The sequence below is a fragment of the Janthinobacterium algoris genome, assembly GCF_051380935.1.
Classification (GTDB): domain Bacteria; phylum Pseudomonadota; class Gammaproteobacteria; order Burkholderiales; family Burkholderiaceae_D; genus Janthinobacterium.
Genome location: NZ_JBNYXZ010000003.1, coordinates 144,031 through 167,535, shown reverse-complemented (window position 1 = coordinate 167,535; position 23,505 = coordinate 144,031). Strand labels below are relative to the sequence as shown.

Annotated in this window: 19 protein-coding genes; 4 read left to right on the top strand and 15 right to left on the bottom strand. The window is 58.7% G+C overall.

Annotated features, from left to right (window positions below):
• Window positions 1–32: 32 nt before the first annotated feature.
• The 7 genes from atpE to mnmG all read right to left on the bottom strand — a co-directional run bounded on the left by atpE (window position 33) and on the right by mnmG (window position 6,324).
• Window positions 33–311: a F0F1 ATP synthase subunit C gene (gene atpE / locus ACQ4W7_RS05695; protein ID WP_426073606.1), complete on the bottom strand. Its 279-nt coding sequence runs from the start codon at window positions 309–311 to the stop codon at window positions 33–35.
• A gap of 59 nt (window positions 312–370) precedes the next feature.
• Entirely contained in the window at window positions 371–1,180 is an 810-nt protein-coding gene (gene atpB, locus ACQ4W7_RS05690) for a F0F1 ATP synthase subunit A (RefSeq protein ID WP_426073607.1), read from the bottom strand.
• A 46-nt stretch (window positions 1,181–1,226) separates the two neighbouring features.
• Window positions 1,227–1,595: an ATP synthase subunit I gene (locus ACQ4W7_RS05685; protein WP_426073608.1), complete on the bottom strand. Its 369-nt coding sequence runs from the start codon at window positions 1,593–1,595 to the stop codon at window positions 1,227–1,229.
• Window positions 1,596–1,865: 270 nt separating this feature from the next.
• The gene (locus ACQ4W7_RS05680; protein ID WP_426073609.1) at window positions 1,866–2,750 is read right to left on the bottom strand and encodes a ParB/RepB/Spo0J family partition protein; all 885 of its coding nucleotides are present in this window, start codon (window positions 2,748–2,750) and stop codon (window positions 1,866–1,868) included.
• 65 nt (window positions 2,751–2,815) lie between these two features.
• Window positions 2,816–3,586, bottom strand: a complete 771-nt coding sequence (locus tag ACQ4W7_RS05675) for a ParA family protein (RefSeq protein WP_426073610.1) — start codon at window positions 3,584–3,586, stop codon at window positions 2,816–2,818.
• Between the two features lie 159 nt (window positions 3,587–3,745).
• On the bottom strand, window positions 3,746–4,390 hold the full coding sequence (gene rsmG, locus ACQ4W7_RS05670) for a 16S rRNA (guanine(527)-N(7))-methyltransferase RsmG (protein ID WP_426073611.1): 645 nt from the start codon (window positions 4,388–4,390) through the stop codon (window positions 3,746–3,748).
• A complete protein-coding gene (mnmG, locus tag ACQ4W7_RS05665) occupies window positions 4,387–6,324 on the bottom strand; it encodes a tRNA uridine-5-carboxymethylaminomethyl(34) synthesis enzyme MnmG (RefSeq protein WP_426073612.1) in 1,938 nt (645 codons plus the stop codon). Before mnmG ends, rsmG begins: the two co-directional genes overlap by 4 nt.
• Before the next feature lie 318 nt (window positions 6,325–6,642).
• Between mnmG and sugE the strand changes: the two genes are divergently transcribed.
• The 3 genes from sugE (at window position 6,643) to ACQ4W7_RS05650 (ending at window position 8,578) form a co-directional block, all read left to right on the top strand.
• Complete coding sequence (sugE, locus tag ACQ4W7_RS05660) at window positions 6,643–6,963, top strand: quaternary ammonium compound efflux SMR transporter SugE (RefSeq protein WP_426073613.1); 321 nt, start codon at window positions 6,643–6,645, stop codon at window positions 6,961–6,963.
• An 11-nt stretch (window positions 6,964–6,974) separates the two neighbouring features.
• On the top strand, window positions 6,975–7,334 hold the full coding sequence (locus ACQ4W7_RS05655; protein ID WP_436529082.1) for an NADH-quinone oxidoreductase subunit A: 360 nt from the start codon (window positions 6,975–6,977) through the stop codon (window positions 7,332–7,334).
• Between the two features lie 86 nt (window positions 7,335–7,420).
• Window positions 7,421–8,578: an iron-containing alcohol dehydrogenase gene (locus ACQ4W7_RS05650; protein ID WP_436529080.1), complete on the top strand. Its 1,158-nt coding sequence runs from the start codon at window positions 7,421–7,423 to the stop codon at window positions 8,576–8,578.
• A gap of 57 nt (window positions 8,579–8,635) precedes the next feature.
• Here ACQ4W7_RS05650 and ACQ4W7_RS05645 read toward each other — a convergent pair whose 3' ends face one another.
• The 7 genes from ACQ4W7_RS05645 to ACQ4W7_RS05615 form a co-directional block, all read right to left on the bottom strand.
• Window positions 8,636–10,699, bottom strand: a complete 2,064-nt coding sequence (locus ACQ4W7_RS05645; protein WP_436529384.1) for a 3-hydroxybutyrate oligomer hydrolase family protein — start codon at window positions 10,697–10,699, stop codon at window positions 8,636–8,638.
• Window positions 10,700–10,781: 82 nt separating this feature from the next.
• Complete coding sequence (locus ACQ4W7_RS05640; RefSeq protein WP_099761176.1) at window positions 10,782–11,762, bottom strand: branched-chain amino acid ABC transporter permease; 981 nt, start codon at window positions 11,760–11,762, stop codon at window positions 10,782–10,784.
• Window positions 11,763–11,793: 31 nt separating this feature from the next.
• Window positions 11,794–12,678 (bottom strand): branched-chain amino acid ABC transporter permease, encoded by an 885-nt coding sequence (locus ACQ4W7_RS05635; RefSeq protein ID WP_436529078.1) that lies wholly within the window; start codon window positions 12,676–12,678, stop codon window positions 11,794–11,796.
• A 164-nt stretch (window positions 12,679–12,842) separates the two neighbouring features.
• Entirely contained in the window at window positions 12,843–14,060 is a 1,218-nt protein-coding gene (locus tag ACQ4W7_RS05630) for an ABC transporter substrate-binding protein (RefSeq protein ID WP_426073617.1), read from the bottom strand.
• A 69-nt stretch (window positions 14,061–14,129) separates the two neighbouring features.
• Window positions 14,130–14,855, bottom strand: a complete 726-nt coding sequence (locus tag ACQ4W7_RS05625; protein WP_426073618.1) for an ABC transporter ATP-binding protein — start codon at window positions 14,853–14,855, stop codon at window positions 14,130–14,132.
• On the bottom strand, window positions 14,855–15,625 hold the full coding sequence (locus tag ACQ4W7_RS05620; protein ID WP_426073619.1) for an ABC transporter ATP-binding protein: 771 nt from the start codon (window positions 15,623–15,625) through the stop codon (window positions 14,855–14,857). The genes ACQ4W7_RS05625 and ACQ4W7_RS05620 overlap by 1 nt, the downstream gene beginning before the upstream one ends.
• Before the next feature lie 133 nt (window positions 15,626–15,758).
• Window positions 15,759–17,384: a GMC family oxidoreductase gene (locus tag ACQ4W7_RS05615; RefSeq protein WP_436529075.1), complete on the bottom strand. Its 1,626-nt coding sequence runs from the start codon at window positions 17,382–17,384 to the stop codon at window positions 15,759–15,761.
• Window positions 17,385–18,845: 1,461 nt separating this feature from the next.
• On the opposite strand from ACQ4W7_RS05615, the gene ACQ4W7_RS05610 reads away from it, so the two are divergent.
• Entirely contained in the window at window positions 18,846–19,622 is a 777-nt protein-coding gene (locus ACQ4W7_RS05610) for a 5'-methylthioadenosine/adenosylhomocysteine nucleosidase (protein ID WP_436529073.1), read from the top strand.
• Between the two features lie 77 nt (window positions 19,623–19,699).
• Here the strand turns inward: ACQ4W7_RS05610 and putA are convergent, their stop codons facing one another.
• Window positions 19,700–23,353 (bottom strand): trifunctional transcriptional regulator/proline dehydrogenase/L-glutamate gamma-semialdehyde dehydrogenase, encoded by a 3,654-nt coding sequence (putA, locus tag ACQ4W7_RS05605; RefSeq protein ID WP_436529071.1) that lies wholly within the window; start codon window positions 23,351–23,353, stop codon window positions 19,700–19,702.
• Between the last annotated feature and the right edge of the window lie 152 nt (window positions 23,354–23,505).

Below are 23,505 nucleotides of genomic sequence, written 5' to 3'. Positions count from 1 at the left end.
TAACTAAAAGTTTCTCCTAGGATTGGAGCGAATTACTGAGCAACAGCCATCAAAGGAGCCAGGAACGGGTTAGCGAACGTGTACAGCAGAGCGATACCAACACCGATCATCGAGATGGCATCCAGCAGACCAGCGATAACGAACAGTTTGGTTTGCAGTTGTGGCATCAGTTCTGGTTGACGTGCCGATGCTTCCAGGAATTTGCCACCCAAGATAGCGAAGCCCAGAGCAGTGCCGATTGCGGCCAGGCCGATGATGATTGCTGCTGCCAGAACGGTCATGCTTTGTACTTGTGCGATCAGAGCTTGCATAAAATTCTCCTAAATTTAAAAACGAAAGATACTAAAAAAACAAAATATAAAGTTGCTGATTAATGTTTCTCAACCGCGAGGCTCAGATACACAACCGTCAACGCCATAAACACAAAAGCTTGCAAAGTTACAATCAAGATATGGAAAATTGCCCATGGACCACCCAACGCCCACTGTGCCCACCAAGGCAACAACGCGATCAAGATGAAAATCAGTTCGCCGGCATACATATTGCCGAACAGTCGCAGCGACAGGGAGATCAGTTTTGCAACCAGCTCAACCATTTGCAACAAGAAATTGATGGGTGCCAGCAAGATCGTACCGATGATGCCGCTTGCATGGAACGGCGCCGTGAACAGCTCCTTGATCCAGCCGCCCAGGCCCTTGGCCTTGACCGAGAAAGCGATAATGCACAAAACAACCGAGAACGACATGGCGAAGGTGTGATTCACGTCGGCCGTTGCTACAACGCGCAGCTTATGCACGCCAAACCAGCTCAAAATCATCGGCAACAGATCAACCGGCAAGAAGTCCATCGCATTGAGCAGCCAGACCCAGACAAAAATCGTGATGGCCAGCGGTGCGATGATCTTGCTTTTCGCGTGAAAGGCCCCATTAATAGTTTCATTGACCATTTCCATGATCATTTCGACGAAATTTTGCAGTTTGCCAGGCACGCCGGCAGTGGCACGACGCGAAGCCATGTAAAAAACAGCCAGGAAAACAAAGCCCAGAATGGCGGAAATCCAGAAGGTGTCCAGGTTATAGGCGCCATCCGCACTTTTCAAGTGGGTCAGATGGTGACTGATGTACTCTGTGGCGTTGGCCGGGGCAGCATGGCCCGCTTCAATAGCGTGTTCTGTGGTCATATGAATTTAGATTTGTCGTTTCAGAGCACCGCCCCGAAACCAATGATTAAACAGCGAGCAATGAAAACCAGTATGCTAAGGTTGCCACCGCGAAACCCAAGATCAGCCATAACCAGGCGGCCGACTGAAACAACACCAGTGCCAAGATAAACAGCACCGCTGTGATAAATATTTTCACCACTTCTGCGCGCAAATGCGCCCGGAATGCCTTATTGGCGTCGCTAGTACCGCGAACCACCAGCATGGCATACACCAGGCTACCGATGACTGCGATAGCACCGCCGTATGCGGCGGACCAGCCTCTGACACTGCCACCGAAAAACAGGGTGACGGTAGCAAAGCTGATAGCGATTGCTAACTGCAATGCAACTACTTTGTAGACGGGTTTGGCAATACTTTGTTGTGAATCACTCAATTGCCAGGTTCCCAGAAAAATCTACACACGCAAAGACACGGGATTATAGTTGGCTTTGATCTATAGAGTCAAACGTTGCTGCACCGCAGCAGGGCGATTGCTGCGTGAAACTGACGCTTTACCGACTATTCGCCGCCATTTGCACCACTATATGGCAAAGTCGCTTGTCTGGCCGCTTCCAGCCGTGTTATCAAGGAATCACGTGGTGCATCTGGAAAGCATGGCCGGATTGTCCACACCCACACTCCCCATGTCTTTGCAGCTTGCTATTTAACCACGCAAGCGGGTCAACAATCCATCGAGCACGTCAAGATCGGCAAAATCGATCACCAATTGGCCACGGCCTTTGTTGCCCATTTTGAACACCACGGGCGTGGCCAGCGCATCGGACAACTCTTCTTCCAGGCGGGCGATGTCGCCGGACTTTTCCTTTTGCCGCGGCTCGACGGGGTTGGCCGCTTCTTCGACCGTGCGCGTGACCAGCTTTTCCGTTTCGCGCACCGACAGGCGCTTGGCCACCACCTGGTGGGCCAGGGTGATCTGGCTGGCCGCGTCGACCGCCAGCAGCGCCCGCGCATGGCCCATGTCAATATCACCGGCCATCAGCATGGTTTGCACGGGAGCGGCCAGGTTCATCAAACGCAACAGGTTCGACACGGCGCTGCGCGAGCGTCCCAGCGCAGTGGCCGCTTGCTCATGCGTAAAGTTGAAGTCGGCGATCAGGCGGTGGATGCCCTGCGCCTCTTCCAGGGGATTGAGGTCTTCGCGCTGGATGTTCTCGATCAGCGCCATGGCCGCGGCGGCCAGGTCGTCCACATCGCGCACCAGCACCGGCACTTCCGTCAGCCCCGCCAGCTGCGAGGCGCGGAAGCGGCGTTCACCTGCGATGATTTCATATTTGATCAAGCCACTCAGGGTGTCTTGCCCGATCGGGCGCACCAGGATGGGCTGCATCAGCCCTTGCGCCTTGATCGAGGCGGCCAGTTCATTCAGAGCCCCCTCGTCCATGCGCGTGCGCGGCTGGTATTTGCCGGCTTGCATTTGTGACACGGGCAAGTTCGACGGTTGATGCGTGTCCGGACTGGCGAAGTCGCCGCCGCCGCCCAACAGGGCGTCGAGTCCGCGACCCAGTCCTTTTAATTTTTTCGTAGCCATGCTGTCCTAATCGTGTTTTCAGAGTAAGCACTCACATCATTCTTTGCGAGTCGCTCGCCCTTTGTTTACATATGCTTGATGCGTTCGACCATTTCGGCGCCGAAGGCGATGTACGCCTGGGCACCTTTCGAGCTGGGGTCGAAAGTCACGCCGGGCACGCCGTACGATGGCGCTTCGGCCAGGCGCACATTGCGCGGGATGATGGTATTGAAGACCTTGTCGCCAAAATGCTGTTCCAACTGGGCCGACACCTGTTGCGATAATGTCATGCGCGGATCGAACATCACGCGCAGCAGGCCGATAATCTTCAAATCCGGGTTCAGGTTGGCGTGCACCTTCTTGATGGTGTTGACCAGGTCGGATAAGCCTTCCAGCGCGTAGTACTCGCACTGCATCGGGATGATCACGCCATGCGCGGCGCACAGGCCGTTCAAGGTCAGCATCGATAATGCTGGCGGGCAATCAACGAGGATGAAGTCATATTCGCTGTCGACTTCGGCCAGCGCATCCTTCAGGCGGCGTTCGCGGTTGTCCAGGTCGACCATTTCCACTTCGGCGCCGGCCAGTTCGCGGTTAGACGGCAAGACATCGAAACGCCCCGCTTCCGAACGCTGGCGTGCCGTCTTGACATCGGACTCGCCCAGCATGACTTCATAGGTGGACGCCTTCAAGCCGGCCTTGTTGATGCCGGCGCCCATGGTCGCATTGCCTTGCGGGTCGAGGTCGACCAGCAGCACGCGCTGGTTCAACTTGGCCAGGCCGGCGGAGAGGTTGACGCTTGTTGTGGTTTTACCAACACCACCCTTTTGATTTGCTACACAAAAAATTTTGGCCATGTATCTTCTAGTTGTAAAGAGATGCAAACTTCATCGTGCGCCCCGGCATCTTGCCGAAACGATTTATACTGTTTATTTCATTTATACGATATAAACCATTTATACGGTTTATATTATTTATACCGTATAAACCATTTATATCATTTAATTTTTTGGTGTTTAAACTCTTGCTATAAAGACCAGATGGCGCTCTGCATTTAGCCCTGGCACCTCAATTGCGCGTAGCGCTGTAACTTGCCATTCCGCTGGAAGTCGCTCGCGCTCGTCTGGTGGCGCTATGCCTTTCAAGGCGATGAACTGACCGCCCTCTTCCAGCACGTGGCCCGACCAGTTGACGAAGTCGGACAGGTCGGCAAAAGCGCGCGAAGTGATCACGTCGAATTTCTGCTGCACCTCCAGCTGTTCCACCCGTTTCGTGTACACGGTGACGTTGCTCAAACCCAGTTCGGCCTTCACTTGCGTCAAAAAAGCCGTCTTCTTATGCACCGTGTCGATCATCGACACCTTCACATCGGGCCGCGCGATGGCCAGCACCATGCCCGGCAAGCCGCCACCGGCGCCCACGTCGAGCACGTTTTTGGCGTCCGCGAACGCGGGCACGGCCGCCAGCGAATCGAGCACGTGCAAAGTCAGCATCTGCAGGGGGTCGCGCACCGACGTCAGGTTGTACACGCTATTCCATTTGGCCAGCAAGGCCAGGTAATCGAGCAATTTTTCCGTCTGATCCGCGCTCAGGTCGAGCCCCAGCGCGGCGATGCCTTCATTCAAAATGGGGGCCAGTGCGGCCCGGTCAAACTGCTTCATTCAACAACCTCGTCCTTTAAAGTGGTGGTCTGCGCGGCACCAAAACCGCGCTTTTTCAAATGCACCAGCAGCAGCGAAATCGCCGCTGGCGTCACGCCGGAAATGCGCGATGCCTGGCCCAGGGTTTCCGGGCGCTGCTTGTCGAGTTTTTGCCGCACTTCGACAGACAACGCGCCGATATCAAGGTAATTAAAACCGGCCGGCAAGGCTAGGTTTTCATAGTGTTCGTGGCGCTCGATTTCCTTGCTTTGACGCTCGATGTAACCCGCATACTTGAGCTGGATTTCCACCTGCTCGCGCACGGCGGAGTCCTCCACGCCGGGGCCGGCCAGGGCCTGGCCTTCCATGCCCGTCATGCTCATCAGCGTGTCGTAGGCCACGTTCGGGCGGCACAGCAAGTCCGCCAGCGAGTACTCGCGCTCGATGGCCTGGCCGACGATGCGTTCCGATTCGGCTGCCGCCAGGATGCGCGGATTGACCCAGGTGGAACGCAGGCGCTGCAGTTCCAGCGCCACCGCTTCGCGCTTGGTCTCGAACGCTTGCCATTGGGCGTCGCCCACGCAACCCAGGGTGCGGCCGATTTCGGTCAGGCGCATGTCGGCATTATCTTCGCGCAGGCTCAAGCGGTACTCGGCGCGGCTGGTGAACATGCGGTACGGTTCCTGCACGCCCTGGGTGATCAGATCGTCGACCAGCACGCCCAGATACGCTTCGGAGCGGCCCGGTACCCAGGCTTCCTTGTCCTGCGTCAGCAAGGCCGCATTCAGGCCCGCCAGCATGCCTTGCGCGGCTGCTTCCTCGTAGCCGGTGGTGCCGTTGATCTGGCCGGCGAAGAACAGGCCTGCCACGGCCTTCGTTTCCAGCGAGGCTTTCAAGCCGCGCGGGTCGAAATAGTCGTATTCGATGGCGTAACCGGGACGCAGAATGTGCGCGTTTTCCATGCCCTTCATCGATTGCACGAGGGCGATTTGCACATCGAACGGCAGGCTGGTGGAGATGCCGTTCGGATAGAACTCATGCGTCGTCAAGCCTTCCGGCTCGAGGAAGATCTGGTGCGATTCCTTGCCTGCGAAACGGTGGATCTTGTCTTCGATGGACGGGCAATAACGGGGGCCCACGCCCTCGATGACGCCCGTGTACATGGGGCTGCGGTCCAGGCCGGCGCGGATGATGTCGTGCGTCTGGCTATTCGTATGCGTGACCCAGCACGGCACCTGGCGCGGGTGCATGGCCGTGTTGCCCATCACCGAGAACACGGGCACGGGATCAAGGTCGCCCGGCTGTTCTTGCATCACGGAAAAGTCGATCGAGCGGCCATCGATGCGCGGCGGCGTGCCCGTTTTCAAGCGGCCCTGCGGCAGCTTCAATTCTTTTAAACGGGCGGACAGCGAGATGGCAGGCGGGTCGCCGGCGCGGCCGGCCGAGTAGCTGTTCAGGCCCACGTGGATCTTGCCGTCGAGGAAAGTCCCGGCCGTGAGTACGACAGCGCGCGCCAGAAACTTCAGGCCGATCTGCGTCACGGCGCCGACGACGCGGTCGCCTTCGACGATCAGATCATCGACCGCTTGCTGGAACAGCCATAAATTCGGCTGGTTTTCCAGGCGCGTACGGATGGCGGCTTTATAGAGAATGCGGTCGGCCTGGGCGCGCGTGGCGCGGACTGCCGGGCCTTTCGAAGAGTTCAGGATGCGGAACTGAATGCCGGACTCGTCGGTGGCGATCGCCATCGCGCCGCCCATGGCATCGACCTCCTTGACCAGATGGCCCTTGCCGATGCCACCGATGGAGGGATTGCACGACATCTGGCCCAGTGTCTCAATATTATGCGTGAGCAATAGCGTCTTCTGCCCCATACGGGCGGAAGCGAGGGCCGCCTCGGTACCGGCGTGACCACCACCGACAACGATGACGTCGAATTCTGTAGGAAATAACATGATAAATAGGTAACAGTGCAAGTAAAAATGCGGGAAGAGAGCTCCGATTATAGAGTCTTTTTGCGAGCGCAACCTTCCACGGGCCAATTTTTGCTTAATTTTTACTCAGCAGTGGCAAGGAAGTGGTGATTTCTGTTTCACGTGGAACACTCCATGGGCTCGCGACGAGGCTGCGCTGGCCGCCAATGTTTGCTACAATTGCCGCGTCGTCAGCAACACCGTGGTCACGCCAGTGGCCATCGGGACGATCATTCAGGAGGACGGCCTCCCCCATCATGGGCACACACCGGGACGGCCCGCTCTGTATAAGGAGCCGCCATGGCCTGGATATTTTTACTGATTGCTGGCATGCTTGAAGTCGTATGGGCATACTCGATGAAACTCTCCGAGGGTTTCACCAAACTCACTCCCTCCGTGATTACCGTGGTCATGATGATCGCCAGCTTCGGCTTGCTGTCGCTTGCCATGCGCACCCTGCCCCTAGGCACGGCCTACACGATCTGGACCGGCATCGGTGCCGTCGGCGCCTTCATCGTCGGTATCGTCGCCCTCGGTGAACAACTGAATGCCATGCGCGTGTGCGCCGCCGTCCTCATCGTGTGCGGCATCGTGCTGATGAAACTGTCGTCCAGCCACTGAGAGGAATCCCCATGCTCCTCGAAAACTATTTTCCCGTCCTGCTGTTCATTCTGATCGGTATCCTGGTCGGCATCGTACCCATGCTGCTGGGGCGCGCGCTCGGTCCGCACAAACCCGATGCGCAAAAGCTGTCGCCGTACGAATGCGGCTTCGAGGCGTTCGGCGACGCGCGCATGAAGTTCGACATCCGCTTCTACCTGGTCGCCATCCTCTTCATCCTGTTCGATATCGAGGTGACCTTCCTGATGCCGTGGGCGGCCAACGTGAACGAACTGGGCTTACCCGGCTTCTGGGCCGTCATGGGCTTCTTGAGCCTGCTGACCATCGGCCTGGCCTATGAATGGAAACGCGGCGCGCTGGAGTGGGAGTAGTCCCGGCTTCTGGTTCCACGTGAAACACGCGCGGGGCTGGAAAGCGGAGTAAGCTTGGGCTTCTGTCCTTACCGTCAGGAGTCTGCATGTCCGCCTTCCAGTTCCGCACCGTGCCGCATCTGATCGTTCAACCGGGCGCCGCCGCCCAGCTGGGCGCGCACATCGCCCATCACTTTCCCGCCGTACGCCGCGCCCTGCTCGTCACCGACGCGGGATTTCTGCGTACAGGACTCGCAGATGATCCGCTGCACAGCTTGCGAACGGCGGGGATAGAAGCGCATGTCTTTTCCGACGTGCAAGCCGATCCGCCCGAAGCCATCGTACTTGCCGGCGTGGCCCAGGCCCAGATGTTTCACGTGGAACTGATTATCGGCCTCGGTGGCGGTAGCTCGCTGGATGTGGCCAAGCTGATCGCCGTGCTGGCGCCGGGCCACCAGGAACTGGCGCAACTGTATGGCATCGGCAATGTCCACGGCCAGCGCCTGCCTCTGGTGCAATTGCCGACCACGGCCGGCACCGGTTCGGAAGTCACGCATATCGCCATCGTCACCACAGGCGCCACCAGCAAGATGGGCGTGGTGGCGCCGCAACTGTATGCGGACCTGGCCATCCTCGACGCCAACCTGACCCTGGGCTTACCTCCTGCCGTGACGGCCGCCACCGGCATCGACGCCATGGTGCATGCGATCGAAGCGTACACCAGCCGCCTGCTGAAGAATCCATTGTCCGACATGCTGGCCACCCAAGCGCTGTCGCTGCTCTCCCGCAACCTGATCACCGCCTGCCGCGATGGCAGCAATTTGCCGGCGCGGCAAGCAATGTTGCTGGGCGCCATGCTGGCCGGCCAGGCGTTTGCCAATGCACCCGTGGCCGCCGTGCACGCGCTCGCCTATCCCATCGGTGGCCTGTTCCACGTGCCACATGGCCTGTCGAATGCGCTGGTGCTGCCGCACGTGCTGCGTTTCAATCTGTCCCACGCGGCGCCGCTGTATGCACAACTGGCGGCCGTCGTGCAGCCCGGCATCACGGGCAGCGAGGAAGCGCGGGCCGAGGCCCTGATCGACGCCATGCAGGCGCTGGCGCGCGCCACCGGCATCGCGTGCACCCTGCGCGAGGTGGGTATCGCGGCCAGCGACCTGGACCGGCTGGCCGATGAAGCCATGCTGCAGACGCGCTTGCTGGGCAACAATCCGCGCGTCGTCACACGCGAGGATGCCCGCGCCATCTATGCAACCGCGCTATAAGCGCTCAAAAAAAAGGCACGTATTCGACGTGGCTCTCGCGCGACATGCAAGCTGATGCTAGTTGGGCACATCCACAACCGTCCCCGTGACACTGATCGCATTGCCCGCCGCTGGCGTTGCCGCTATCGCCGGCACGTTGAGATTCGTGATCAAGGTCGACGCATCGGCGCGCGTCACCGTGCGCACCACCTGCGATGGCGGCAGGGCCTGCTTGGCAGACAAATGCGCATACATCGCGTCGAGTGCCCGGTTCAGATACACATGCAAGGGCACGATCAGGGTCGGCAAGGCGCTGCTGAAGGAATCGAAGTGGTTGGCGTTGGTCACCTCGATATAGCGCAACTTGCTGTTGGCCCCCTCCACCGCAGCGTTCAGCCCCAGGTAAGCGCGCGAAGCGTGATTGACGGGAATCAGGGTATCGCTGCGGCCGTGCACGATAATGGCCGGCTTGCCATTCAATTTACCGTTGGCCGCCACCTCGGCCATGCCCGCACGCACGCGCACGCTTTGTGTGGCCAGACTGCCCTGCAAGCTGGCGCCACTGACGGCATCCTTGCCCGTCGCCAGGCTGCGCAGGCACAGGAAGCCATCGAGCGACTGGTCCGCCAAGCTGTTTGACGGCGACACGCCGGCCGTGTAGACCCTGGCGCCACCCACGCTGTTCTCATACACGACACTGCCGAGGATGCCGCTTTGCGCGGCAAAACTGACCGCCTTTTGCGCCGTGGTAAACGGGATAGGATTGCCGCTGCCGTCCGTCTGCGCAAACGTGAAACCGCATACCTTGTCCATCACGGAAAACTTGCCGTAGGCATAGGCATACGTGACGGCCACCAGGATGTTCGTGCCCGCGTGCGCGGCCTGCAGCGGATCGGCATCGACCAGCCAGCCATACGCCCGCAAGCGCTGCTTCGCGTCCGCCTGCTGCGCCGTCAGGTCGGCGCCATTCAACAAGCCCTTGGCCACCAGCGCCGTGCAGCGTCCCGCAATGCCCGCCACGGAAGCGATGCACGGCTGATACAGCGCCGCATAGGTGGCGTAGTCGAACAGGGCGCGCCCCGGATTGGCCACCACTACCCCGCCCTGGCGCACGCTGTAGGCACCCGACGCTGCCGGCTGGACCTGCGGCTCGCTGGCGGCCACGCCGCTGATCAAGCCCTTGCTATCCTGTTCCGCCGCCAGCAAGGCCGAGCCGGCCCCGTTGGAAATGCTCGAGGCTATCGTGATGGTGTTCTTCGGCGTCAGGCGCACGATGCGCGAACTGCCATCGCGGGCCAGCACGCCATAGCGTTCGTTCAAGACGAAATAGGCCATCTCGACCGCCTGCAACGTGACCTTGCCCCAATCCTTTTCCGGGTTCTGCTGCGAGTGCGCATGCTTGAAGGCGATACGGTTCGGGTTGGCAGCGGCCCAGGCCAGCCGGTCAGCATCGCTCAAGTCCGGCGCGAAGAGCGCGTTCTTGCCGGCGGCCACTCTTCCCGCCCGTAGTCCGTTCTGCAGGTTGACGCTGTCATCTTCAAACACATACAAGCCCGTGCCGGAGCCCTTGTCGGCATACGCCACGGCGCAGCCCTTCTTCAAGCCCCACTCACCGGAGCTGCCGATAGCGCCGTAGATGCCGCGCGAACCGCTGGACGTGCCCGTGATGATGCAGGCATGCTCGGGGTCGAAACTGGCCGGCACCTGCACCATCAAGGTGACATTCTTCTTGCCAGTGCCATCGTCGGCATAGGCGATATACTCACTGCCGGCGACCAAGCCCTCGCCCGTGCCCACGTTACCGCCGGCATCGACATTCGGTCCGTACAAAGTGCCGTAGCCGCTGTTGGCGGCAATGTCGAGCACGGCGCGGTAGTTGGCGTAGATGGCATTGCGGCGCAGTTCGAGCGGCGTCGGCTGTTCGGCATTCGCATACGCGGGCGCCGCGCCCGCCAACCCGGTCTTGCCCAGGCCGGCCGTGAGCAAATCATTCGTCTTGCCATCGTAGTCGGCGCGCGTGATGGTACCCAGGTAGCCGGGCATCTGATTCAGTTCTTCCGGCGCATGGTTGCTGCCGCAGGCTGCCAACGCCAGCAAGGTGCACAGGCTCATGCCAGTAGTGCCCGCGCGCGTGATCGTCATTTGCATGGTGGTTCTCTCCGTTGAGGTAACAGTGGACGCACAATGAAAAACGCCGGACGAATCGTCCGGCGTTGCTTGAAAATCAGACAGCGGCTTTGGCTGGCCTGCCGCCGAAGCGCGCGATGGCTTCACCGACAATGCCGCGCCGGAACAGCAGCACGCAGATGACGAAAATCACACCAGTGACCATACCCACCGATTCGCCCAGGGTGCCGAACCACTCGATGCCCGTGTGCGTGGCCAGGTAGGTGCCGACATCGCCCAGCTTGTTTTCCAGCGCGATGATCAGCACGGCGCCAAGGATGGGACCGGACAACGTGCCCATGCCGCCCACCAAGGTCATCAGCACGACCAGACCTGACATGCCCCAGTACACATCGGTCAGGGTTTCAAAGCCCAGCACCAGGGTCTTGGTGGCACCGGCCAGGGCGGCCAGCGAAGCGGACAGCACGATGGCCATCAGCTTGTACTTGTTGACGTCGTAGCCCAGCGAGATGGCGCGCGGTTCGTTTTCCTTGATCGCCTTGAGTACTTGGCCGAACGGCGAGTGGATAGTGCGCACGATCAGGGCAAAGCCGGCGATGAAGATGGCCAGCACGAAGTAATACAGTACGGTGTCATTGCCCAGGTCTATCATACCCAGCAAGGTTCCACGTGGAACACCCTGCAAGCCATCCTCGCCGCCCGTGAACGGTAGGCGCAAGGCCAGGAAGTACACCATCTGCGCCAGCGCCAGGGTGATCATCGTAAAGTAAATGCCCTGGCGGCGGATCGCCAGGCCACCGATCACCAGGCCCAGCAAGGCGCCGGTGGCGACGCCGGCCAGCAGACCCAATTCCGTTGGCCAGCCCCAGGTGCGCAGCGCATAGCCGGTGACATAGCCGGCGCCGCCGAAGAAGGCTGCATGGCCGAACGACAGCAAGCCGGTGTAGCCGATCAGCAAGTTAAAGGCGCAGGCAAACAGGGCAAAGCACAGCAACTTCATCAGGAAGACGGGATAGCCGTAAAACGGGGCCGCCAACGCCAGCAGCAAGGCAATGGCGTAGCCTACATTCTTATTCATCGTGGTAGCTCCAATACATGACTGATGAGGATTACTTTTCTTTTCCGAACAGGCCGGCGGGACGCAGCAACAGCACGATGACCATCACCACGAAGACCACGGTGGCCGAGCCTTCCGGGTAAAACACGCGGGTCAGGCCCTCGATCACGCCCAGGCCCAGGCCTGTCAGGATGGAACCCATGATGGAACCCATTCCGCCGATCACCACGACGGCAAACACGACGATGATCAGGTTCGAGCCCATCAGCGGCGAAACCTGGATGATCGGTGCCGCCAGCACGCCGGTAAAACCGGCCAGTGCCACGCCGAAGCCGAACGTCAGGGTGACCATCAGCGGTACGTTGATGCCGAACGCTTCCACCAGTTTCGGGTTTTCCGTGCCCGCCCGCAGGTAAGCCCCTAATTTGGTTTTTTCGATGACGAACCAGGTGGCCAGGCATACGGAGAGCGAGGCGATCACCACCCAGGCGCGGTAGTTCGGCAAGATCATGAAACCCAGGTCCGTCGCGCCGGCCAGCGCTTCAGGCACGGCATACGGCTGGCCCGAGACGCCATAGAAGGAGCGAAACACGCCTTCCATGATCAGGGTGATGCCAAAGGTCAGCAACAAGCCATACAGATGGTCAAGCTTGTACAACCAGCGCAACATGGTCTTTTCGATCAGGATGCCGACCAGGCCGACGAGGATCGGGGCGATGACCAGCATGGCCCAGTAATTGATGTCGAAATAGCTGAGACCCATCCAGGCCAGGAAGGCGCCCATCATGTACATGGCGCCGTGCGAGAAATTAATGACATTGAGCAAGCCGAAGATGACGGCCAGACCGAGGGACAACATGGCATAGAACGAGCCGTTGACGAGACCCAGCAGCAGCTGGCTCATCATCGCTTGTATTGGAACGCCGAAAATTTCCATGGCATCACAGTATAAAAAGCACCGCCGGAGGACGGTGTGGTATCAAGGGAAACACGCCACCGCAGACTGGCGCGGCGGCGCAAGGCGAACCCTGCGAGCGAAGAGCATGCAGGACAGACCACCCGCGCACAGGCGGGCGATCCGCTGGAGGTATGGCTACAGCGTTACTTCCACAACGAACACTTCGATTCGGCCTTGGTCACATACGCTTGCGCACCGGGCACGGTGGCGACCACCTTGTAGTAATCCCATGGGTATTTCGACTCGGATGGCTTCTTGACTTCCATCAAATACATATCGTGCACCATGCGGCCATCGGGGCGCACTTCGCCATTCTGCGTAAACATGTCGTTGATCTTGGTCTTTTTCAGGTAGGCCATGACTTTCTCGGTGTCATCCGTTCCCAACGCCTTGACGGCTTTCAGGTAGGTCGCCGCAGCCGAATAGTCGGCCGCCTGCAGCATCGACGGCTCTTTCTTCATCTTGGCAAAATAGCGTTTCGACCAGGCGCGCGTGTCCGCATTCAAGTCCCAGTACCAGCCATCCGTCAGGTACATGCCTTGCGTCAGGTTCAAGCCCAAGGAATGGATGTCATTGATGAAGATCAGCAAGCCGGCCAGTTTCATCGATTTCGTCAAACCGAACTCGTTGGCCGCCTTGATGCTGTTGATGGCATCGCCGCCGGCATTCGCCAAACCCAGGATTTGCGGCTTGGCTGCTTGCGCCTGCAGCAGGAAGGATGAGAAATCCGAAGCGCCCAGCGGATGCTTGACGCTGCCCAGCACCTTGCCGCCGGCCGCTTTGACGACCTCGGCCGTGTCTTTTTCCAGCGAATGTCCAAACGCGTAATCGGCCGTCATGAAATACCAGCTCTTGCCGCCCTGCTTGACAATGGTGCCGCCCGTACCGCGCGCTAGCGCCACCGTGTCGTAGGCGTAATGCACGGTGTAGGGCGTGCATTCTTCATTTGTCAGGCGCGAAGAACCGGCGCCGATGGCGATGAAAATCTTCTTCTTTTCCGCCGCGACCTTGGCCATGGCCAGGCTGGCGCCGGAATTGGTGCCGCCAATCAGCATGTCGACGCCCTGCTGGTCGAACCATTCGCGCGCCTTCGAAGCGGCAATGTCAGCCTTGTTTTGATGGTCGGCAGAAATGAATTCCACCTTTTTGCCGGCCAGTACCACGCCGGCATCGGCGATCGCCATCTTGATGGCTTCCGCGCCGCCGAGGCCGTCGACGTCGGAATACACGCCCGACATGTCGGAAATAAAACCGATCTTGATGGTGTCGCCCGATACCTGGGCGTGCGCGGTAGCGGAAAAGCCCAGTGCAGACAAGGTACACAGAGTGGCGGTGGCAATGGCGATAGCGTTACGTTTCATAGTGTCTCCGTTGGGATTATTGTTTGCTATTCAGTCGATTGCTGGACGATGACGCGTACTACATGATGACTAGACGCCAAGCAGCTCGGTCAATACCGGCATCTTGGCCTCCAATTCGGATGCAGCAAAAGTCTCGACGATCTGACCGTGCTCCATCACATAAAACCGGTCCGCCAGCGGTGCGGCAAACCGGAAATTCTGTTCCACCATGACGATGGTGTAGCCCTTCGCTTTCAGGGTGGTAATCATGCGCGCCAGGCCTTGCACGATGACGGGCGCCAGGCCTTCGGATATTTCATCGAGCAGCAGCAGGCGCGCGCCAGTGCGCAGGATGCGCGCCACGGCCAGCATCTGCTGTTCCCCGCCCGACAGGCGCGTGCCCTGGCTGTGGCGACGTTCCTGCAAATTCGGGAACATGGCGTAGATTTCCTCCACCGACATGCCCTTCTCGCCGCTGGCCAGGGTCGGCGGCAGCATCAGGTTTTCCTCGGTCGACAGCGATGAAAAAATGCCGCGCTCTTCGGGACAATAGCCGATGCCCAGGTGGGCGATTTTGTGCGTGGCCAAACCTATCGCTTCGATGCCATTGACTTTAATGGAACCCGTGCGTGCGCCCGTCAAACCCATGATGGCGCGCAAGGTGGTCGTGCGGCCGGCGCCGTTGCGGCCCAGCAACGTCACCACTTCGCCCTGCTCCACTTTCAGATTCACGTCGTGCAGGATGTGCGATTCGCCATACCAGGTGTGCAATTGCGTAATTTCCAGCGCCGGCGCCTTGTTCGATTGCGTCGTCATCAATGCGCCCCTTCGAGTTCGGCGTGGGTAGTGCCCATGTACGCTTCCATCACGTGCGGATTGCGCGACACTTCCGCATAACTGCCTTCAGCCAGCATGGCGCCGCGCTGCAGGACAGAAATCTTGTCGCAGATGCCCGAGACCACGCTCATATTGTGTTCCACCATCAAAATCGTGCGGCCGGCCGAGACTTTTTTGATCAACTCGGTGACGCGGTGCACGTCTTCGTGGCCCATGCCCTGCGTCGGTTCATCAAGCAGCATCATTTCCGGTTCCATCGCCAGGGTGGTGGCAATTTCCAGCGCCCGCTTGCGCCCGTAGGGCATGTCAACCGTGATGGTGTCGGCAAACTCCGTCAGGTCGACTTCGGCCAGCAAGGCCATGGCGCGGTCATTGAGCTGATTCAGGGAACGTTCGCTTTGCCAGAAATGAAACGAGGTACCCAGCTGCCGCTGCAAGCCGATGCGCACATTTTGCAGCACGGACAAATGCGGGAAGACGGCGGAAATCTGGAAGGAACGGATCACGCCCATGCGCGCGATCTGCGCCGGCTTGGCGGCCGTGATATCTTTCCCATTGAACAGGATCTGTCCGGAAGTGGGGACCAGGAATTTGGTGAGCAAGTTGAAACACGTGGTCTTGCCGGCGCCGTTCGGACCGATCAAGGCGTGGATATGGCCCCGCTCTACCTGCAGGTTCACCTCGCTCACTGCGGTGAAACCCTTGAATTCCTTGGTCAAATTTCTTGTTTCCAAGATTACGTTTGACATCGTGTCTCCTAGTTGTACTTTTTGTACTACTTAGTCATTTTTATAATACACAACTTAAATTTAACGCACAATACAGTATAACTACGGGGATTTTTCGCCAGCCCGAATGGCGCAAACCCGCGCTTTTACACGGTCATTTCCAGGCCGCGTGTATCATTTGCGCCGCTTTTTCCGCGATCATCACCGTCGGCGAGTTCGTATTACCAGAAGTAATGTACGGCATGATGGAGGCATCGACAACGCGCAAGCCGGCCACACCGATCACGCGCAGCGCGCTGTCGACGACGCTCGATGCCTCGCTGGCCAGGCCCATGCGACAGGTGCCCACCGGGTGAAAGATGGTGGTGCCGATCTGGCTGGCCGCCTGCGCCAGTTCTTCCTGGCTCTGGAATTGCACCCCGGGCTTATATTCCTGCGGCGCAAACTGTTTCAAGGCCGGTGCGGCAGCGATGGCACGCGTCAGGCGCAAGGCGTCGGCCGCAACGGCGCGGTCTTCCTCCGTACTGAGATAGTTAGGAACGATGTTCGGCGCCACATAGGTGTCGGCCAACGCGATGTGCACATGGCCGCGCGAGGTAGGGCGCAAATTGCACACGCTGGCCGTAAACGCAGGAAACGCATGCAGCGGTGCGCCAAATTTATCCAGCGACAGCGGCTGCACGTGGTATTGCAGGTTCGGCGTGGCTTGCTGCGGATTGGACTTGGCAAACGCGCCCAGCTGCGATGGGGCCATCGACATGGGCCCGCTCTGGAACAGCGCATATTGCAAGCCGATCTGCATCTTGCCGACGATATTGCTGGCCATCACGTTCAGGGTTTTCACGCCCTGTACTTTAAAGACCATGCGCAGCTGCAGGTGGTCTTGCAGGTTGCCACCCACGCCAGAAGAGTCCAACACGGGAACAATCCCATGCTGCTGCAGTAAGGCGGCCGGGCCGATACCGGACAATTGCAGCAATTGCGGCGAACCGATGGCGCCCGCCGTCAGTAAAGTTTCCCGTTTGGCCGTCGCCTGCCACTGCGTGCCGCCGCCCGTAAATACGATGCCCGTGCAGCGCGGTCCCGACTCCGTCGTTTCCAGCAACAGACGTTCCACGTGGCAACCCGTCATGATGGTCAGATTCGGGCGGCGCGCAGCCGGTTTCAAGAACGCCTTCGAGGTATTCCAGCGAATGCCGCGGCGCTGGTTGACGTCGAAATACGCGCTGCCGCTATTGTCGCCGCCATTGAAATCGCTGGTTTTCGGGATGCCGACCTGCTGCGCGGCGTCGCGGAACGCATTCAAAATATCCCACGACAAGCGCTGTTTTTCCACGCGCCATTCACCGCCCACGCCATGATTTTCCGAGGCGCCGCCGTAGTAATCCTCGCTTTGTTTGAATAGCGGCAAGACTTTGTCCCAGCGCCAGGATGCGTCGTCCGTCAGGTCGGCCCAGTGGTCGTAATCGCCGGCCTGGCCCCGCATATAAATCATGCCGTTGATGGAAGAGCTACCGCCCAGGACTTTTCCGCGCGGATACATCAGGCTGCGCCCGCCCAGTCCCGCGTCCGCCTGCGTGGAATACAGCCAGTCCGTGCGGGGATTGCCGATGCAATGCAGATAGCCGACGGGGATATGGATCCACACGTAATCGTCTTTGCCGCCCGCTTCCACGAGCAAAACGTTGGCGTCCTTGTCGCGTGTGAGCCGGTTGGCCAGCACGCAACCTGCCGTGCCGCCGCCCACGATGATGTAGTCGTATTCGCCTGCCGATTCCAATGAAGCTCCTTTCGGTATGCCATCAAGCTGTCGCGCGGCGTGTCTCCCCACCGCGTTCCGCTACCAGAGTCTGTCTTTTTTCATGCATGCATGGCTGTTGAGCCGCCTTGAGATTACCACCAGTGCCGGGCCAGGGCGACATTAATCGTGACAAGCGATACGGGCTAGCGTCACGACAAGGTAAAACACAGCGAAAAACAGGAGCTGCAGGCTGTGGATAAGCGTATGGATATCCACAGGGACGATATGTGCGTAAACGAAAAATTTTTTCGACGGCTTTTTTTTGTCCAGAAACCATCCCGGGCAGATACAACGCTTACTCAGCGCTTATCCGTACGCCAAGCGATTGTTTACATGGATAAATCAGGACTTATCCACAGAAGATGCCCCTGTTAACTACTATTACTATTCTTGTATACGAACTTATTAAGGTAAACCCGATGACGCGCGTTTTGCCTGCCCTTCACCATCGAGAAGGTTCGCAAACCTCACTTCAAAAAAAAGCCGACAAACTGCTGACAAAAAAAAATGGAGCCAACAACTGAGCGACGAAAACCGGCACGGCCGGCATCACGCACACAACACTGCCAAACCGTTGTGCAAAATGGAAACGTTAACAAACCTGATCAGGCACTGGGCCAGCAAGCGGTTCTATGTCGAAAAGAAGGGAAATTTGAATCGATTGTGGATAAGTCACTTGATATCCACAGGATGACTTGTGAGTAAACACGAAGTTGTGCGCAGGCCCGCATTTTATACAATTTTGCTCCTCGCGTGATACAACGATTATGCACGCTTTATTTTGCGCGTAAACGGTTGATCCTGTTGAAAAAAAGTGACTTATCCACAGAAAAAACCGTGTTTACTATTACTACTATTTTTATATATAGATCCATTGTAAACCGATAAAAAAAGCGGAAGTCCGGGGATATTTCTAAAAAGCAAGCAAGAAGCGTCAAAAAAAAAACCAACGGCGACAGCCAGATCCACTGCCAAACCGTCTTCAAAGAATCACCTGGATGCCAGCGTTCCTGAAAGAACACCGCTCGGGGTCACTCAAGGTTGATTCACAGACAAGCATCAGTGCAGACGAAGCACGTCAAACATGCCACAACAGCAAGAAAAACCATGATTTTTGCTTGCAGGTGTGGATAAGTGCCTGCATATCCACAGGATGAGATGTGGGAAAAGTCGATCTTTGTCCACAACTCAATTTTTATCCCAAACAAGTCCTGTCTCGATACAATGCTTGTGCGCCTACTTTTTTACGCGCTAAGTCGATGATTTTTCGATGGTATACCGACTTATCCACAAAAAATTGGGCGTTTACTATTACTACTATTTTTATGTATACATCTTTATTTAAAACACAGAGACAAACGCGCACAGTGGAAAAGTCACCGAAACGGCTGTGTTCACCATATAAACCGTTCTGCAATCCCCGAAACCGGTAAGAACAGCATGAATTCACATAAAAAAATGCGTTTAGGCATCATCAGTGCCTTGCACGAAGAACAGCAGGGGCTGGTAGAAGCCATGCAAGGCCCCCAGAAGCGTTTGCACGGCATGCGCGACTACACCCTGGGAACCCTATGGAATATCGACGCTGTGTGCGTCCTGTCGCGTCTGGGCAAGGTTGCCGCTGCCATGACAGCTTCCATCCTTGTGGAAAAGTACGGAGTTACCCACATCGTTTTCACCGGCGTGGCCGGCAGTGGGGATAACAACGTGAAAGTGGGCGATATCGTGGTGGCGGAAGCATTGCTGCAGCACGATATGGATGCCCGACCTTTGTTTCCCCGCTTCGAAGTGCCGCTGACGGGCTTGCAGCGCTTCGCCACGGATCTGGAGTTGAGTGCGCAACTGGCCGGTGCGGCAGAAGATTTCCTGCGCGATGAGCTTGCCAAGGTATTACAAGACAAGGATATTCAAGAGTTTGCGCTGCAACAGGCGCAAGTCCACCGCGGCCTGATCGCCAGCGGCGACCAGTTCATCAGCAGCGCCGCGCATGTGAACCAGCTGAAAGCGGATATCCCCGACTTGCTGGCCGTCGAAATGGAAGGCGCCGCCGTGGCGCAAGTGTGTTTTGAACTGGGCGTGCCGTTTACTGTCATGCGCACCATTTCCGACAACGCCAACGAGGAGGCGGCCGTCGACTTCATGCGTTTTGTGCAAACCGTCGCCTCGCCGTATGCGTTGACGGTGATTCAGCAGCTATGCCAGCGTTTGGCTGGCTGATCCTTGAACTGACGGTGCATATAAAAAGGGCAGAACCAGCGGTTCTGCCCTTTTTGCCTTGATTATCTGCTTAAATTTTAGACACTCAGCATCATCAAGCTGGCATTTCCACCGGCTGCCGTCGTATTAACGCACAGCGCCCGCTCAGCGACCAGGCGCCACAGGGGGATGACATCCTCCTGCGTGGTGGCGATGGTGCCCACCAAGGCCCCTTCCCGGGCCGCCAGCAGAGGTTTGAGCTGGCCATCAAGGCTAGGTTCGAGCATGGCGATCTGGAAATCATGCTTGACCGACTCCAGGCTGCTGACAACCTGGATGCGGTCTTTCAGCGCTGCCGGCAAGTCGCCGGGGATGAGATCCGGCGCTTGCGCCAGCACCAGGGCCTGGTTTCCGGTGGCCAGCACGGCCGCTAGCTGATTCATCAGCGCGCCGGAAGTGGCTGCCGCGCACAGAATTGTGCCGCGTGCGGCAAAGCTCAGGGTATTGCGCTCGCCGGTCGGGCCTGGCAAAACGGTAGTGCTGCCCAGCAAGGTCGTGCGCGCGTATTCCTGCGCCAGCTGTTCGACCTTGCCGTGGCCATGCATCTTGGCCCATACGGTCAGCGCATCGAGCGCGGGCGGCGCCTGGCGCTGGTGCTGTGCGCCAGCCGGTGCATTGCGCTGCAGGCGTTTCAAGTACAGGGGGCCGCCAGCTTTCGGTCCCGTGCCCGATTTGCCTTCGCCGCCGAACGGCTGCACGCCGACGACGGCGCCGACGATGTTGCGGTTCACATAGATATTGCCCACGTGCGCGCGCTTGGTGATGAAATCGATGGTTTCATCGATGCGCGTATGGATGCCCAGGGTCAAGCCATAACCGCTGTCGTTGATCGATTGCACCAGTTGCGGCAGTTCGGACCGCTTGTAGCGGATCACGTGCAGCACGGGACCGAAGACTTCCTGCGTCAATTGCGCCAGCGACTTGATTTCCAGCACGGTCGGCGCGACAAACGTGCCTTTAACTGTGGGCAAATCGAGCGAATAATGGTCGATGGCCATGGTTTTCATCTTGTTGATGTGCGCCAGCAAGTTACCTTGCGCTTCCGCATCGATGACGGGACCGATATCGGTTGCCAGGCGGTCAGGATTGCCAACGCGCAACTCCTGCATCGCGCCTTTCAGCATGTGGATGGTCTTGTCGGCGATTTCCGTTTGCAGGAACAGCACGCGCAAGGCCGAGCAGCGCTGGCCGGCGCTATCAAAAGCGGACGACATCACGTCCTGCACCACTTGTTCCGGCAAGGCAGACGAATCGACGATCAGGGCATTCTGGCCACCCGTTTCGGCGATCAGGGGAATATCGATGCCATCGGCCACGGCCCGCGCAGCCAGGTTGCGGTTGATCAATTGCGCCACTTCCGTCGAGCCCGTGAAAATCACGCCTTTCACGCGCGCGTCATTGCACAGGCCGGCGCCAACGATTTCACCGCTGCCAGGCAAAAATTGCAGCGCACCGCGCGGCACGCCCGCCGCATGCAGCAATTGCACGGCGCGGTGGGCGATCAGTGGCGTTTGCTCGGCCGGCTTGGCCAGCACCACGTTGCCTGCCGCCAGAGCGGCGGCCAGTTGGCCCGTGAAGATGGCCAGCGGGAAGTTCCACGGGCTGATGCAGGTGACGGGACCGAGCGCCAGGGTGTTCGGCGCGTGTTCCACCTGCGCCGCGTAATAGCGCAGGAAGTCGACGGCTTCGCGGATTTCCGCGATCGCGTTTGGCAGCGACTTGCCCGCTTCGCGCACGGCAAGGGCCATCAGCTCGATGTGATGTTCTTCAAACAGGTCGGCCGCACGTTGCAAGGCTTGCGCGCGCATTGACGGTTGCTTGGTTTGCCAGTCCATGGCGTAGGCGCTGGCGCTGGCCAGGGCCGTTTCCACGTCGGCCGGACCGGCTTCCATGACTTTCCCCACGACATCGTCGTGCTGGGCCGGATTGTGCAACATATGCGTGGGGCCATTCAGGCTGACGGCGCCATCGATCAGCGGCGCTGCCTGCCATTGCTGCTGCTGTGCCAGGCCGGTGGCCAGGGTGCGCAAGGTGTCTTCATTCGACAGGTCCAGGCCGGCCGAGTTCTTGCGCTCGCTGCCAAACAGGTCCAGCGGCAGCGGAATCGACGGGTGCGGCAAGCCGCCCTGCAGGCGCGCCTGCTCCAGCGGATCGCGGATCAGGCTATCGATGGCCACGCTTTCGTCGACGATCTGGTTGACGAAGGAGGAGTTGGCGCCGTTTTCCAGCAGGCGGCGCACCAGGTAGGCCAGCAGGGTTTCATGCGAGCCGACGGGCGCGTAGATGCGGCACGGCTTGTCCAGGTTATCGGCGCCGACGACCTGGTCATACAGGGTTTCGCCCATGCCGTGCAGGCACTGGAACTCGTAGTCGGTAATGCCATCGCGCTTCGCCCAGGTATAGATGGTCGACAGGGTTTGCGCGTTGTGCGTGGCAAATTGTGGATAGATCAGGCTGCTGGCAGCCAGCAGTTTTTGCGCACACACGAGGTAGGAAACGTCCGTGTAGACCTTGCGCGTGTAGACGGGATAGCCTTCCTGGCCATCGACTTGCGCGCGTTTGACTTCCGCATCCCAATACGCGCCCTTGACCAGACGCACCATGAACTTGCGACCGCTGCGACGCGCCAGGTCGATCAGGAAATCGATGGCGAAAGGGCAGCGCTTTTGATACGCCTGCACCACATAGCCGATGCCGTCGAAGCCGGCCAGGTCTGTATCGAACGCCAGAGCTTCCATCAAGTCGAGCGACAATTCCAGGCGGTCCGTCTCTTCCGCATCGATATTGAAGCCGATGTTGTACTGTTTTGCCAACAACAGCAGCGCTTTGACTTTTGGCAGCAATTCTTCCATGACGCGGGCGCGCTGGGCGCGGCTGTAGCGCGCGTGCAGGGCCGACAGCTTCACGGAAATGCCGGGGCCGTTGCGGATGCCGCGCCCGTTCGACGCCTTGCCGATGGCATGGATCGCCGTTTCGTACGAGGCGTAATAGTTGGCGGCGTCCTGTTGCGTCAGGGCCGCCTCGCCCAGCATGTCGTACGAGTAACGGTAGCCGCGCGTTTCATTCTCGCGGCTGTTTTTCAAGGCTTCCTCGATGGTCTGGCCCGTCACGAACTGATTGCCCAGCATGCGCATCGCCAGGTCGACGCCCTTGCGTATCAGCGGTTCGCCACCCTTGGCGATGAGCTTGCTCATCGCCGAACCGAGACCCGATTCGCTGCTGGTACTGACCAATTTTCCCGTAATCAGCAAGCCCCAGGTGGCGGCATTGACGAACAGGGACGGCGATTCGCCCAGATGCTTGCGCCAGTCGCCCTTGCTGATTTTGTCGGCGATCAGGCGATCAGCCGTTTGACTGTCGGGTATACGCAACAGCGCTTCAGCCAGACACATCAATGCAACCCCTTCTTCCGACGATAGCGAAAACTCGTGCATCAGTGCATCGACACCGGACGCGCGTGTGCGTTTGTGGCGCACGTTCGAGACCAGGCGGTGCGCCAGCGCTTGTCCCTCGGCCGTTGTTTCGGTGCTGCTGGCGCGCACTTGTTGCAACAGCCACTGCACGGCGGAAACCTCGTCGCGCCTATAGGCGGCGGTGATGGCGGCGCGTTGGGGTGTCGCTTCGGGCAGGATTTCTGCCTGAAACGCAGCAAAAGGAATCGGGGTAAAAGCCGAGGGGCCTGCAGGGTGCATAAGTGCTCTTTACAAGGAAATGGGGACGAAAACTGACGTAATTCTTGCTCTTTTTTGGTGCAAAAAAATACAGAAAGTCGGACGTTAAGATGATTCGATTGTAAAGGGGATTCTTATGGATTAATTCTGGTAATACAGGGGGCTAGCAATAG

What these genes read in the sequence shown, in the direction of transcription:
- ACQ4W7_RS05640 (WP_099761176.1), bottom strand. Translation starts at nt 11,762, where the DNA reads ATGAATAAGAATGTAGGCTACGCCATTGCCTTGCTGCTGGCGTTGGCG.
- putA (WP_436529071.1), bottom strand. Translation starts at nt 23,353, where the DNA reads ATGCACCCTGCAGGCCCCTCGGCTTTTACCCCGATTCCTTTTGCTGCG.
- ACQ4W7_RS05645 (WP_436529384.1), bottom strand. Translation starts at nt 10,699, where the DNA reads ATGACGATCACGCGCGCGGGCACTACTGGCATGAGCCTGTGCACCTTG.
- rsmG (WP_426073611.1), bottom strand. Translation starts at nt 4,390, where the DNA reads ATGAAGCAGTTTGACCGGGCCGCACTGGCCCCCATTTTGAATGAAGGC.
- ACQ4W7_RS05635 (WP_436529078.1), bottom strand. Translation starts at nt 12,678, where the DNA reads ATGGAAATTTTCGGCGTTCCAATACAAGCGATGATGAGCCAGCTGCTG.
- ACQ4W7_RS05625 (WP_426073618.1), bottom strand. Translation starts at nt 14,855, where the DNA reads ATGACGACGCAATCGAACAAGGCGCCGGCGCTGGAAATTACGCAATTG.
- mnmG (WP_426073612.1), bottom strand. Translation starts at nt 6,324, where the DNA reads ATGTTATTTCCTACAGAATTCGACGTCATCGTTGTCGGTGGTGGTCAC.
- ACQ4W7_RS05650 (WP_436529080.1), top strand. Translation starts at nt 7,421, where the DNA reads ATGTCCGCCTTCCAGTTCCGCACCGTGCCGCATCTGATCGTTCAACCG.
- ACQ4W7_RS05610 (WP_436529073.1), top strand. Translation starts at nt 18,846, where the DNA reads ATGAATTCACATAAAAAAATGCGTTTAGGCATCATCAGTGCCTTGCAC.
- ACQ4W7_RS05680 (WP_426073609.1), bottom strand. Translation starts at nt 2,750, where the DNA reads ATGGCTACGAAAAAATTAAAAGGACTGGGTCGCGGACTCGACGCCCTG.
- atpB (WP_426073607.1), bottom strand. Translation starts at nt 1,180, where the DNA reads ATGACCACAGAACACGCTATTGAAGCGGGCCATGCTGCCCCGGCCAAC.
- ACQ4W7_RS05655 (WP_436529082.1), top strand. Translation starts at nt 6,975, where the DNA reads ATGCTCCTCGAAAACTATTTTCCCGTCCTGCTGTTCATTCTGATCGGT.
- ACQ4W7_RS05630 (WP_426073617.1), bottom strand. Translation starts at nt 14,060, where the DNA reads ATGAAACGTAACGCTATCGCCATTGCCACCGCCACTCTGTGTACCTTG.
- atpE (WP_426073606.1), bottom strand. Translation starts at nt 311, where the DNA reads ATGCAAGCTCTGATCGCACAAGTACAAAGCATGACCGTTCTGGCAGCA.
- ACQ4W7_RS05675 (WP_426073610.1), bottom strand. Translation starts at nt 3,586, where the DNA reads ATGGCCAAAATTTTTTGTGTAGCAAATCAAAAGGGTGGTGTTGGTAAA.
- ACQ4W7_RS05620 (WP_426073619.1), bottom strand. Translation starts at nt 15,625, where the DNA reads ATGTCAAACGTAATCTTGGAAACAAGAAATTTGACCAAGGAATTCAAG.
- sugE (WP_426073613.1), top strand. Translation starts at nt 6,643, where the DNA reads ATGGCCTGGATATTTTTACTGATTGCTGGCATGCTTGAAGTCGTATGG.